The 12,975-nt window shown below is 59.6% G+C and carries 7 protein-coding genes and 1 pseudogene; 5 read left to right on the top strand and 3 right to left on the bottom strand.

Annotated features, from left to right (window positions below):
• Positions 1–8 precede the first annotated feature (8 nt).
• From ACHIRB_RS05065 to ACHIRB_RS05045, 5 genes and pseudogenes are all read left to right on the top strand, one after another.
• The gene (locus tag ACHIRB_RS05065) at positions 9–365 is read left to right on the top strand and encodes a DMT family transporter (protein ID WP_395125865.1); all 357 of its coding nucleotides are present in this window, start codon (positions 9–11) and stop codon (positions 363–365) included.
• A complete protein-coding gene (locus tag ACHIRB_RS05060) occupies positions 347–661 on the top strand; it encodes a DMT family transporter (protein ID WP_395125864.1) in 315 nt (104 codons plus the stop codon). The genes ACHIRB_RS05065 and ACHIRB_RS05060 overlap by 19 nt, the downstream gene beginning before the upstream one ends.
• 51 nt (positions 662–712) lie before the next feature.
• A complete protein-coding gene (locus ACHIRB_RS05055; protein ID WP_395125863.1) occupies positions 713–3,517 on the top strand; it encodes a PD-(D/E)XK nuclease family protein in 2,805 nt (934 codons plus the stop codon).
• Positions 3,514–6,732, top strand: a complete 3,219-nt coding sequence (locus ACHIRB_RS05050) for a UvrD-helicase domain-containing protein (RefSeq protein ID WP_395125862.1) — start codon at positions 3,514–3,516, stop codon at positions 6,730–6,732. Before ACHIRB_RS05055 ends, ACHIRB_RS05050 begins: the two co-directional genes overlap by 4 nt.
• A 20-nt stretch (positions 6,733–6,752) precedes the next feature.
• A pseudogene (locus ACHIRB_RS05045) lies at positions 6,753–7,545 on the top strand (SDR family NAD(P)-dependent oxidoreductase).
• Between the two features lie 580 nt (positions 7,546–8,125).
• Here ACHIRB_RS05045 and ACHIRB_RS05040 read toward each other — a convergent pair.
• The 3 genes from ACHIRB_RS05040 to ACHIRB_RS05030 are packed head-to-tail and all read right to left on the bottom strand — an operon-like array spanning position 8,126 to position 12,132.
• Positions 8,126–9,100: a ComEC/Rec2 family competence protein gene (locus ACHIRB_RS05040; RefSeq protein WP_395125861.1), complete on the bottom strand. Its 975-nt coding sequence runs from the start codon at positions 9,098–9,100 to the stop codon at positions 8,126–8,128.
• A gap of 3 nt (positions 9,101–9,103) precedes the next feature.
• Positions 9,104–9,877 (bottom strand): hypothetical protein, encoded by a 774-nt coding sequence (locus tag ACHIRB_RS05035; RefSeq protein WP_395125860.1) that lies wholly within the window; start codon positions 9,875–9,877, stop codon positions 9,104–9,106.
• Positions 9,874–12,132 carry a sensor histidine kinase gene (locus ACHIRB_RS05030; RefSeq protein WP_395125859.1) on the bottom strand — a complete coding sequence of 753 codons (2,259 nt, stop codon included), beginning with the start codon at positions 12,130–12,132 and terminating at the stop codon, positions 9,874–9,876. Before ACHIRB_RS05030 ends, ACHIRB_RS05035 begins: the two co-directional genes overlap by 4 nt.
• Positions 12,133–12,975 lie beyond the last annotated feature (843 nt).

The raw sequence follows: 12,975 nt of genomic DNA, 5'->3' as shown, positions 1-12,975 counted from the left end.
GAAGTGACATGACCAAGTGGGCTCTACTCGGCTGTGCGATCGTGAGCGAGGTGACGGCATCGCTCTCGTTGAAAGCCGCACTCGACCAACCGGCCTGGTACGTGGTCGTCGCGACCGGCTACATCGCGTCGTTTGTGCTGCTCTCGTTTGTTCTCAAGGCGGGGCTTCCGCTCGGAGTCGCATACGGCATCTGGGGTGCGCTCGGCGTCGCGTTGACGGCGATCATGTCGGCCATCATCTTCGGCGAACCACTGACGGCGGTGATGGGATTCGGCTTGGTCCTGATCATCGGCGGGGTGCTGTGCGTCGAGATCGGATCGCAAAAGGCACAGGAGGTCGGCAGCCGATGGCCTGGCTCTTTCTGATCGGCGCGATCGTCAGCGAAGTTGCCGGCACGTTGTCTCTGCGCGCAGCCGTGGGTGGACGCAAGCTCTGGTACGTCGTTGTCGGCGTCGGTTACCTGATCGCGTTTGTGCTGCTGTCGCTCGCTCTGAGTGAAGGCCTGGCCCTCGGCGTCGCGTACGGGATCTGGGCGGCGGTCGGTGTCGCGTTGACGGCGGTGCTCAGCAAATTCATCTTCGACGAGCCGTTCACGGTGCTGATGGCGGGTGGGATCGCGCTCATCGCAGGTGGGGTGCTGCTCGTCGAGCTTGGTCATTAGTGGCCGTGACCCGGCGCGACCGGTGTCGGTAGGTTGGACGATGATGCCGGGATGAGTAGCGGGGTGTACGAGCGATTGGCCGACGCTGTCGGTCGGGCGAAAGCTGGGTCGCCGCTCACCGCCGTGACGGTTGTCGTACCCAGCGTCGGCGCAGGTCGGGACGTGTTGCACTACCTCGCCCGCCGCGACGGAGTGGCCAATACTCGGGTGCTGACGGTGGGGCAGGTCGTCGAACGACTGGCGGGTCCGGCGTTGTTGCCGCGACTGCCCCTGCCGTATCCGTTGCTCGAAGCCGCGATCCAGCGGGTGCTCTGTGATGAGCCTGGTGTGTTTGCCGAGGTCGCGGATCAGCCTGTCACCGCGCAGGCGCTTGCGGGTGCGTCGTGGACGTTGTCGTCGTTTGCCGATCCCGTCTTGGCGGATGCGTCGCCTATGGTGGCGGACCTGCTCAGGATTCATCGCGTTGCGACGCGGGCACATTCGGCGCGCTACTTCCAGCAGTGGGAGGCGTATGCCGCGGCTCTCGGTCGGTTGGGGGAGCTCGGGTCGGTCCTCGTGTTTTTGCCTGGCGAATCCGATTCGGCCGCAGCGGCTTTTGTTGCCGAACTCCGCGCTGTGGGCGAGACGATTGCCGACGAGGGTGACGTATTCGGCACGATGGTTGTGCATGCATCCGATGCCGACGACGAGGTTCGCTCGGTCGCGCGTTTGGTGCGCTCGTATCTGTCGGCCGGGACGCCGGGGCATCGCATCGGCGTCTTCTACGGCGGCGACGACCCGTACCTGCAACTGATTCACGAACACTTCGGTCGGGCGGGATTGGAGTTCGCTGCGCCGCAATGTCACTCGCTGATCGATCGCCCGGTCGCGCGGTCGCTGTTGCGAATCCTGAAGCTCGACACCGATGTGATGCCGCGTCGCGAGTTGCTCGCGATCCTGTCCGAGCGGGCCGTGCGGTGGAACGACGTGGACGGCGAGAGGCTCTCGCAGATCCGAATCGAGCGGCTGACGCGAACCGCGGTTCCGATTGTCGGCGGGGCTGATTGGGATCGGCTGGGTGAGCTCAAGCCCGACGCGTACTACGCCGGGACGGCTGCGACGTTATCCGATCTGGTGACGTCGCTGCAGCGTGATCTGCGGTCGCTCAGCGGGGTGACGAATTGGCAGGACGCGTCCGATCAGCTTGTGGCGCTGCTCGATCGGTACTTCGATACGCCGTTCGCAGTCGATCTGGCATTGGTGCGGACGATGGCCGCCGGTCTCGGTGAGATGGAGGGGATTGCCCCGGCACCGACGCCTCGCGGGATCGCCGAAGCGATGGCGGTTCGGGTTCGGACGCACAACGAGCAGGTCGGGGTGTTGGGTGCCGGGGTGTCGGTTGGTCCCATTGCGGCGGGGGTAGGTCGGGACCTCGACGTGTGCATCGTGATCGGAGCTGCCGAGGGCATCGTGCCCGCAGCGCGACGCGAAGATCCCTTGCTGCCAAGCGAACTCGCGGTACGAACGTTGGCCGACGAGATCGAGCAACAGCGTCGACGTCTGATGCTCACCCTCGCTGGTGGTGCGCGGCATCGGGTGGTGACGTTCCCGCGCGGGAGTCTGCGCGGCGGGGCGGAGAAGGTGCCGTCACGGTGGTTGATGCCGACGCTCGATGCACTGGCCGGAAAGTTGGTCGGTGTGACGTCGTGGCAGGCGGATACGGCCAACGCTGTCACGGTTGTGTGCATCGAATCCTTCGATGCAGCAGCGCAATACGCGGACGAACGAATCGGGGCAAGTACGGCCACTGAGACGGAGTGGCGGCTGCGCGCACTTGCCGGCGTGCCCGCCTCGGAGCGGCAGACTCTGTTGGACGACGACGTGGTGCGCAACGGCATGCTGGCGCGATCCGACCGGTTGAACGGCAGGTTCACGCGATTCAACGGAAACCTCTCTGGTGTAAGCGATTTGGTGCGATTCTTCGACAGGCCGGTTCCGCCGACGCGGCTTCAGGACTGGATCGTTAGCCCGTATCGGTTTTTTGTGCAGAATTTGCTCGACGTCAGGGTGCTTGACGATCCTGAGGTCTCGACCACCATGGATCCCCTCACGCGAGGAACGCTCGTGCACCGTGTGCTGGAACTGTATGTGCAGGAATGCATGGACGGCGCGCGGCGGTCGTTGGATCGTCTGCTCGACATTGCCGAAGACGTATTGAGCGCTGCGCGCTTCGGCGCGCCGGGTTGGTTGCCGCAATTGTGGGAGAAGGACAGCGGCGTGATCAGGCGTGATTTGCTCGAGTGGTACGCGCACGACAATCGCGAGCATCTAGAGGGCTGGACTCCGATCAGTGTGGAGCGCGAATTCGGTGACGATCCCGATGAGGTCGAGCTCGATCTGCCTGGCGGTCGAATTCGTTTCTCGGGCACGGTCGATCGCATCGACAAGCACCGCGACGGTCGCCTGCGGGTGACCGACTACAAAACTGGAAAGGCTGACTACTACCGCGCGCAGACCGGTGATTCGCCTACCGTCGGCGGGACCAACTTTCAGCTCCCGGTGTACGGGCTATTTGCGCGGACGCTCTCCGAAGATGTCGAGGCGCGGTATTGGTTCGTGAGCACGAAGGGTCAGTTTGCTGAGATCGGCTATCCCGTAACCGATTCCGTGATCGACGATTTGCGCGACGGCGTCGGTGTTGTGCACCGCGCGATCTCGGCCGGCTACTTCCCGCCGAGGCCGCCCGAGCAGACGATCTGGACGGACGAGTTGCTGGAACTGTTGGGTCGACCGGGACTCGAACGAGCGTGGGTCGCGCTCGAGAATGTGCCGGAGTTGGCCGAGTTCGTTGCGATCTATTCGGGAGATGGGTCATGACGGAGCTTGTCGATCTGGAGGGTCGGCGTCGGATCGAAACAGACACCGCGTCAACGCTGTTCGTCGAAGCCGGTGCGGGTAGCGGTAAGACGCATTCGTTGGTCGAACGGATCTGTCACCTCGTCCTGGTCGACGGCATCGAGCTGGATCGGATCGCTGCCATCACGTTCACCGAGAAGGCGGCTGCTGAGCTTCGGGAGCGGGTTCGGGCGTCGTTGGGCGCTGCAGCAGCGTCTCCTGTGCGAGACGCTGCGTTGATCCAGGTCGATACAGCCGCGATTGGAACGCTGCATGCCTTCGCTGCGCGGATCGTTGGTGAGCATCCACTCGAAGCTGGCGTGCCGCCAAGGATTTCGGTGGTTGATGCGATGGGCTCGCAACTGTCGTTCGAGCGTCGGTGGCGGCGGATGCGGGCGGATCTGTTCTCGGATGCGAAGAATGCGCCCCCTGGCTTGGCCGACGCGATGCGTGTGGTGATCAGTGCGGGTGCGTCGCTGGATCAAGTCCGCGATCTGGCTGATTCGCTGGATAGGCATTGGGACCGACTCATTGTCAGACCTGTTCCGCCGATGGTGTCTCCAGACCTCGATGAGGTTCTGGGCGTTGCCGATTCGGTCTTGCAGGCGATGATCGATTGCCGCGACGTCGAGGACAAGTTGGCGCAGCAATTGGGTCAGCTGCGGTTGTGGCGGGATGACCTGTTCGATGCTCGGGGCACCGATGCGTGGCTCAGTGTTGTCATGGAATGCCCAGGACCTGGCAACGGGGGTAGGGCGGCGAACTGGGTTGGGGCGAAGGCGCGGGTCGATGCGATCAAGGGCTCGATGCGGGCGCTGCGCGACTTCGCCTTCGATGTGCGCAATCGCTATGTGGCGTCGGCGTTGGCGATCGTCGTTCATCACATGTCGCGAGTGATCGGTTCCGAAGCAGCCGAGCGTCGGCGCAGTGGCGAGCTCGAGTTTCACGATCTGTTGGTCTACGCGCGAGATGTGTTGGCGGTGCCGGGAGTTGCTGCCGCAGTGCATGGTGCGTATCAGCGGATTCTGCTCGACGAGTTCCAGGACACCGACCCCCTGCAGCTCGAAATTGCGCAGCGGATCGTCGCCGGCGCGCGGGGCAGGTTGTTCACGGTCGGCGATCCGAAGCAGTCGATCTACCGCTTCCGCCGTGCGGATATCGCGTCGTACATGGCGGCGCGGGATCGGACTCACTCGGATGACGTTGTTCGGCTCACGACCAACTTCCGGTCGACGCGGCCCGTGCTCGACTGGGTGAATGCGGTGTTCGGCAATCTTGTTGTGGCGCAGGACAGTATTCAGGCGGAGTACACGCCGCTCGATCCGGCGCCGGGTCGGCCGTCGTGGGAGTCCGGGGAGTGGGGTCCGGCGCCGTTCGTCTTCGGAGCGGTCGACGAGCCTGCGGATGGGGAGGAGTCGCTCTCTCCCGCTGCAGCGTTGCGGGCACGTGAGGCGCGTGATGTCGCGCGAGTGATTGCCACTGCGTTGACGCAGGGTTGGCAGAAAGAGTCGGGCTCGCACGGCGAGTATTCGCACACGCCGTTAACGTTGAGCGATATTTGCATCCTGATTCCTTCGCGAGCTGTGCTGCCGTTTCTGGAGAAGTCGCTCGATGCGGCGGGCATCGAATTTCGGTCCGAGGCATCGTCTCTGGTGTATTCGACGCAGGAAGTGCACGACCTGCTCACCGCGTGCCGAGCTTTGGCCAACACCGCGGATTCGGCGGCATTGGTTGCGACGTTGCGGACGTCGTTGTTCGCGTGTGGTGACGATGATCTTTTGCGGTGGAAGGCGTCCGGCGGGTGGTGGTCGGTGTTCGCGGATCCGCCTGCGGGTCTGGAGGATTCGCCCGTCGCGACTGGGTTGAGGTACTTGCGTGGGGTCTGGTTCGAGTTGGGTGTGCTGAGTCCGGGTGCGTTGCTCAGTCGGTTGGCGACGGAGCGTCGGGTGTTCGAGGTGTCGATGGATTCGCCGAGGCACCGAGATGTGTGGCGGCGGTTGCGGTTTGTGATCGATCAGGCGCATGCATGGTACGGCGAGGATCGTGGCGATCTGCGCGATTACCTCGACTGGGCTGCGACGCAAGAAGAAGAGAATGCACGCGTCGCCGAGGCGGTTCTGCCCGAGATCGGCGTCAATGCCGTCCGCATCATGACAATTCACGCGGCCAAGGGATTGCAGTTCCCGATGGTCATCGTTGCGGGAATGAGTGGTGGGTACAGGAATTCGGCAGATCCAGTGCTGTGGGCCTTGGACGGTCGAATGCATGTGAATTTGTGTAAGTCGGTGCGGTCGTTGGATTTCGGGTCTGTCGCCCAGGTGGAGCGTGCGCACTCGGAAGCTGAGCGGGTCCGGCTGCTGTATGTGGCATGTACGCGGGCGGAGAGTTTTCTCGCCGTCTCCGGGTATCAGCCATCCGGGAATGGGTGGGGGAAGATCGTTTCCGATGGCGTCGTCGGTGTGCCCTGTGCTGCACCGACGTTGGTCGATCCGGTGCGCGTCGAAGATGGTGCGTCCTTCAGCGCAGAGCTGATTGCATGGGATGAGTGGGTGGCGGAGTCTTTATCTGTTGCTGCGCTCTCCGCCGTCCCGGCCTCGGTCTCGGCGACGGCTGTTGCGCACCAGGGCACGGCGTTGGGTGTCGATGTCTTCAGTGAGTACGAGCGGGCGCGGGTCCTCGTCACCGCGGACTGGATCGAGGTCGTCGCGCCGGCTCAGGGTTCCGTCGAGAGTGGTGCGGCGTTGGGTGTTGCGTTGCATGCGGTGTTGGAGACGGGGCTGGCGTTGGGTGAGGGGTTCGATGCGGTGGCGCGTGCGGCGGGGGAGCGGGCGGGGTTGGTGGATGTGAAGCGGTTTGTGAAGTTGGCGCGGTCGGCGGTGGAGGCTGAGCCGGTGAAACGTGCTGTGGCTCGGGAGCATTGGCAGGAGCTGCAGTTGGCGGGGGTGTCGCCGGATGGAGGGTCCGTAGTCGAGGGGGTTGCGGATCTGGTGTATCGGGAGGATGACGGGTCGCTGGTGGTGGTCGATTACAAGACCGACGTGGGCGTGACGCCGGTGACGTTGGAGCAGTATTGGGCGCAGTTGTCGGTGTATGCGGCCTTGCTGAAGCAGGTCGCGGGGGAACGGGTGAGTGCCGTTGTGCTGGTGTTCTGCCGGCCGAAGGGTGCGCAGGTTTTGCGAAGGGTAGTTCCGAGCTAGTCGCGATTGAAGGAGCAGACATGCTGATCGACCTGAGTGGAAAGACGGCGTTGGTGACGGGGTCGACGCAGGGGATCGGGTTCGCGATTGCGAAGGGGCTGGCGGCTTCTGGTGCGCGGGTGGGTCTGAATGGTCGGACGAAGTCGCGGGTCGAGGAGGCGGCTGCTGAGTTGCGGGCTTTGGTTTTTGGTGCAGACGTTGTCGTCGTTGACGCCGATGTCTCGACGGCGGAGGGTGCTGATCGTGCGGTAGAGCTGCTGCCTGATGTCGATATCTTGGTCAACAATCTTGGGATCTTCGGTACGGCCGATCCTTTGACCATTTCCGACGAAGAGTGGCAGAAGTTTCGAGGTGAATGTGCTTGCGGCGGTGCGTTTGACGCGGTTGTATCTGCCGCGGATGACCGAACGTGGTTGGGGGAGAGTGCAGTACACAGCGAGTGATTCGGCGATCGTGATCCCGGCGGAGATGATTCACTATGGAGTCTCGAAGACTGCGTTGCTTGGTGTGTCGCGCGGGTTCGCGAAAGTTGCTGCGGGGACGGGAGTCACGGTGAACTCCGTGATTGCGGGTCCGACGCATACGGGCGGTGTGGAGGACTTCGTCTATGAGTTGGTGGACAAGGAGTTGGATTGGGATGCGGCGCAGCGGGAGTTCATGAGGTTGCATCGGCCGCAGTCGTTGATCCAGCGCCTGATCGAGCCGGAAGAGATTGCGAACATGGTGGTGTACCTGGCTTCGGAGTTGGCCTCCGCGACGACGGGTGGGGCAATCCGAGTAGACGGCGGATATGTGGATGGGATTTTGCCGTAGCCGGTTGTCGTTACGATCTGCGAGGATGCGCTAGATCGGCGGTTTCGTGAGACATGTTGGACAAATAAAGGTCACGTCAGGGAAATCGCTTGAGCATATTTCTCCACCAGATGTCCCTGCACACAAATTTAGATCGGCCGATCAAGCGTGTCCGCGCCCATGCCTGTGAAACTTAAGTTCTTTCGGGGTGAACTCTCGCGCGCTGAACCAAGAAGCGCAAGTCTCGCACAGACGTCCTGAGCGATATGAGGAGCAACGAGGTTCGGACGAAGGGCCTTGGCTTGTGGCGGATACGCGCGCTAGTGGTCGGGGGATCGCCCTAGTCAACAACGCGCAGCTATCGGACCAGCCCTTGCGTGCATGGGAGCCGAGGATGACTCTAATGTCTCGATAGATACTGCACAGCGTGATCAGGAGCGCAGTCTGGCAGCTTGGAACACGCATTCGTCGTGCTGCCGAAGTGCACCGAACAACGGCCGTTGCTTCGCCCTACAGCGTTGATCGTCGTGATTGCGCCAATTTAACAACGTGGGTCGGCGACGGGCAGAACTTAATTCCGCTTCTAGACTCGACCCGTCCTTCAGCCCGACTCTTCCGCGGAGACATCGGTAGAGCGGCATAACGGTCTTGGCACTCCATCAACGAACCTAGAATGCGCCTCCAGCGGTGGATCGACAGTCCAAATTCCGGGGCCGGCGTGAAGAAAGGTGACTGTGCCGCCGCAGGACTCACCGCGTCGGCGTCCTGCTGACACCTTCTGCGATAAGTGAACGGGGGCATGTTCGAGCGCGACAGCGCATCTCCTGGACAACTGGGTGCAGCAAATGTGTGTATCCGCACTGCTTCCTCGAACGCCCGCCACTACCTCAGGCTGAGGATTGCCAAAAGAGTTTCGACCGAGAGATATCACCGTGACCTTCGGGTCAACAGCCGCAGTCAGTTTTCGCGCGAACTCTGCGGTATTTGGGCCTGCTTTACCTCCATGATGCGGGAACACCACAACCGCTGATTTCAGTGGCCTATTTCTTTGTAATAGGCGGGTGAGGCATTCGTCGTCAATATCCGCCGGGAGAAGTACTTCACCGATTCCATCTACGGTTATTCTAACAACGCCCGATGTGTTGTTAACATTATTTGGTACAAGAACTTCGGAATAGTAGGGAGACAATATCTCGATAGAGGTTCGCGAGCCTACAATGACTTGATCTAAGCGATCGGCGAGCAGTGGCCCGAGAACGGTCTGGTGTCTTTCTCTTCGCTGTTCGAGGTGTTCAACGAGCGAACCCCAGGTATGGGTTCCTTTTTGCTGCGAAGGATTCACAAGCACCGTGTGCACGATCAGATCCGGTAGAGCTCGCAATGCCAACCGTAATCCACGAATGTGGTCGCAGTCGGCGTGCGATATGAGTATCGTATCGATAAACTGGAAATCTTCTTCTCGAAGGTACTCCAGAAGGGTTGGCCCGGTTCCGCCATCGATAATTGTTGGGCGGCCATCGTCCTCAACCACCGAACAATTGCCATGGCCGACGTCAAGGATGGTTACTGAAACCATGGTTCAGTCCCGTTGATAGCCGGCGCGGCCCGGGGAACGCAACCAATCAATGTCGAGGTAGTCGCGTCCTTTTCTAACCTGCTCATTCGAAACTTCGAACTCCTTAAGTTGCAGATCCTCTGGTGTCTCCGCGACAACGTTGCCAACAGCCCACATAGTCAATGGCAGCCGCGATGATTGGAGTAATCTTCGAATGCTAGGCGTGAACTGAGTAGTGCGGACTGTAATCGAGTCCTCCATCAGATCTGGCACCGCAACTGTTGCCCGATCGTCAGTAATACTCTCGATGACAACTTGAATCCGCTCTCTCTGCGGCTCGACTAAATCAAGATCTAACTCGCTCCTGGCTTCGCATACCCCAGCATCCACTAGCTTTTTCACAATCCACCCCGATGATCCGATCTTACTTACAATTCCCAAGTAGTTGTCATAGTGAAGATCGCTAGGCCGATCGTCACTTTGTTGCGCAGTGATGATGAGAATGGGGGTATGGCGATTGAGGTCACCCAGCCGGCCTTCACAGATGTCTTCTACGAGTCGACGTCCAACTTCAGGGGATGGCGCAACGCCAGGCGAATTCGGAATATTAAGGTCAACTATTATTGCGTTGAGCAGGCTGTCTTCAATCACTGCTGACGCATATCGCCGCGTGGACGCTCCGTGGACGTTCGCACCGCGGTATTCGAGCTCAGCCGTGAGCCCTTCGACCGTTTTCGGAGTATCTTCGACAATCAGGATCTCGGACTCTGGCGTGTGAATTAAACTACCGCTAGTCATCTTTCTCCTGCTGCCTGCTGAAGTGATTGGCGTCCGTGAGGACTGACAGGTACCGATTGGGGACCTGCGACGAGATCTCTCCGGAATCGAATCTCAAACGTCGTGTGCCAGCCCTCAAGGTTGGCGTTGCGTACAGGATCATCCAACGTGCCCACGGATCTGCACCCGACTGAGCCATTGTGAGCTCCCATTATTGTTCGGACAAGGTACAGTCCAAGGCCCATCCCAGGCAGTGATTTTAGTCGATCGTCTACTTGTCCGCGGACGAAAGGAAGAAAGATCTTGGACTGTAGATCGGGCGGGATGCCTACCCCCCAGTTCTCGATTGTCACTGCCAGCGTTCGGTGATCAATCGTTCGACCGGACACTGTGACCACCATCGGTTCCGGCGGATACCTTGGCAGCGAATACTTGACCGCATTGCGTAAAAGGTTCATCGCCGCTTGCAGTACGAATCCTTCGTCACACACAACAATCGGTAGCCTTGCCATTGAATCAGTCACGTGAATTTCGAACCGAGGTCGACGGGCGGACTCAAGCGTGGTTGTATGCTGATATCCCCGTGTTTCGGATGCTATTTGGTCTTTGGCCCTTGAGAATATATCGCTTAAATCCGTGCTCCGAAAGTACATCTTCAGTATCCCGGAACCCATGGACGCGAGTATGGGCGCGATCGCCATCACCCGATCAAGGTCGTCTCGATTCTTTTGAATGACTTGGTATGTTTTTCGTGAGTCTCGAAACATCTGATCGGCCAGCTTTTTATCGACATCGCGAATGCGCGCTGCGGTATTCATGGAATCAAGGGTCACTTTTATGGCCGAATCACCAAGTATGGTGAATGGCGTACCGATCTCATGTCCTATGTAACCCAACGCCTTCCTCGCGCCGTCTTCCGAGATATACGTCGTCATTCCGTCGATCGAAGTTGTCAGAAGGTCGCAATACGCCTGGAGCAACTCAAGTTCGCCAAGCGCTGCTAGCACAAAATCTTTCTGCCAAACTACAGTGGTAAGAAGGACGCCTGTCGTGTCGCCTGTATCCGACTTGACCCATAGAAATTCCGAGTTTTTCGGAAGGCCCGTAAGCCCTTCAGTCGGGACGCGGCGAGACTGAATGTAGTCACCTATCGCCTGCGTATTTTCGGTCGGAGTGCTCTCGTTCTCATCGCGGATCTCTGCAATTTTCTGCAATGTCTCGGAGACTATCGGTTGGAGTTCGAAAATACCAGATCTATGCACGAAAGTGGGATCGGTCGTTCCAGAAGTGCTAGCGACGTATAGAAAATCATTTGCTAGCTCCTGGCTGGCGGCTAATTCTACGTAGTGCGCAGACACTGTAGGTTCGTGTATATTTCGCACGGTCGACCGCGCAATATCGCGAAGTGATGTAATTCGGCGGTCCGCGATTTCCAAGTCGATCGTCGCTTGAAGCTCAGCGTTCAGCGTATCGAGAATTCTTCGGCGACGCCTGAGAAACGGAAGGGCGGGATGATCGGAGCGATTTATAAAACGAAGTAAATACCGCTCCTGGCGTCGACCGGCGACGGAATAAAGAACCGTCGTCGGGTCCGCGCCGGACACTTCACGATGCTGAGCCTTCGATTCCGGCTGGATCCACTTTTGCTTTACCTTGGCGAGGTGTTCTAGATTTGCCACGTATCTGATCGAATCGCGCGACCAGCTTCGTCCTGTCAGATACGACGAGCCTGCTTCGTATATTGGCTCTTGGATCTCGACAACAGTGGGGTTGGAGCCCGGAGCGGGCGAGTAGTACTCGATCATCTTCGGTAGCCGATTCGTTCTCCACTCGTATCGAAATACCGCTCCGAAGGAAGCGTCGATTCTGCTCATGATTTCTCGGCAGCCTCGGCGAACTGTCTCGTCTGGATCGCCAGACTCCACCTTTAAAGGACGTGATTTGTCGGAGCGATTGTCCGGATGAGCCCCAAGTCGAAGACCCTGTAGGCGAAGCGCCTCGCGGTCGGACGAATCTAGATCGAGCGGATCTCCTTGCCAATCCGCCGCAATGAGTCCAATGGGTTGGCCGTCCCGGACAATTGGTACGTCTAGCCATGCCTGCTCTTTACGGTGAAGCTTTCTAACCCAGCCGACACTGTCCGGAAACTGTCGAGTGAACGCTTCGGACTCAGTAACCACGACTGAAATTCCATTTCCAACGAGATACAACGCCGTTTCGCGCCACGGGATCGTGTAGCCAGTGTGCAGATAGGGTCGTTGCTCAGCCGGGTCCAAGAAAGAGACTAAGACCGCAAGATCCTCGAACCCGTCGACTAGCTCCCCAGAAGGCACACTAAAATCGATCTCATAGAATCTCGCGCCTGCGAACCCGGAATCGATCAGATCGCGAAGAAACTCCCGAACCGCCTCTTCTCTTGGCGTTCCGGGATCGTGAGCCTCGCGCAGTATCAGTCGTATGGCCAGAGGATACCCGATGTGATCTATCGCGCTGCCTCTACATGAACTCGGCCCAAGCGATGCCTTCGATCGGTTTCACAAGGGTTGGCGGCCAGATAGGCGCGGTGTTTGTCTTGGCGTGACCGGGCCGTGCAGAAGCGATGCTTACTGATCAAGCCGGACTTGCCCACACCCGACTGGCGTAGCTCGGTTGATGTGGCGGCCGCTACCGGTCGAGCTTTCGGCGATGCCGGCGACCTATGTCAACTCGCCGCAAGCTCCATCACTGCCCGTTTGCCATCAGCCAGTCGTGGAGTCCTGCGCGACGTGACGGAGCGTTCATGCAACGTTCGGGAAGTGTGGAAATGGTTTGGAGGTTCAAACTGTTTTTGAAAGGATGGGGTGCCCGTAGCGGGACGCCTCGCGGAAGCACTCTGGGGCAGTTCCAAGCGGTGCGGAATCGCTAGAACTGATTCGCCGGACCGGGTGTCAGCAGCGAGCAGCCTTTGCAGTTCCTTCGTGAAGCTGAACCTCAAGTCCGCATAAAGCAGAATTGTGCTCGCTCGACGCGGGGACGATTGCTTCTACCACGTTCAGTAACGCATGTCGCACTAGCCTGCCGCTTTCACGGTAATTCCTTCGGAGTTGGTGTCGTACATGAAGAAAGGTGCTATGAGCTGG

The organism is Antrihabitans spumae (assembly GCF_043944905.1).
Taxonomy (GTDB): domain Bacteria; phylum Actinomycetota; class Actinomycetes; order Mycobacteriales; family Mycobacteriaceae; genus Antrihabitans; species Antrihabitans spumae.
This window is presented reverse-complemented; position numbering and strand designations above follow the sequence as displayed.

Coding starts and splice junctions, on each gene's coding strand:
- ACHIRB_RS05040 (WP_395125861.1), bottom strand. CDS start 9,100: ATGGTTTCAGTAACCATCCTTGACGTCGGCCATGGCAATTGTTCGGTG.
- ACHIRB_RS05050 (WP_395125862.1), top strand. CDS start 3,514: ATGACGGAGCTTGTCGATCTGGAGGGTCGGCGTCGGATCGAAACAGAC.
- ACHIRB_RS05065 (WP_395125865.1), top strand. CDS start 9: ATGACCAAGTGGGCTCTACTCGGCTGTGCGATCGTGAGCGAGGTGACG.
- ACHIRB_RS05060 (WP_395125864.1), top strand. CDS start 347: ATGGCCTGGCTCTTTCTGATCGGCGCGATCGTCAGCGAAGTTGCCGGC.
- ACHIRB_RS05055 (WP_395125863.1), top strand. CDS start 713: ATGAGTAGCGGGGTGTACGAGCGATTGGCCGACGCTGTCGGTCGGGCG.
- ACHIRB_RS05035 (WP_395125860.1), bottom strand. CDS start 9,877: ATGACTAGCGGTAGTTTAATTCACACGCCAGAGTCCGAGATCCTGATT.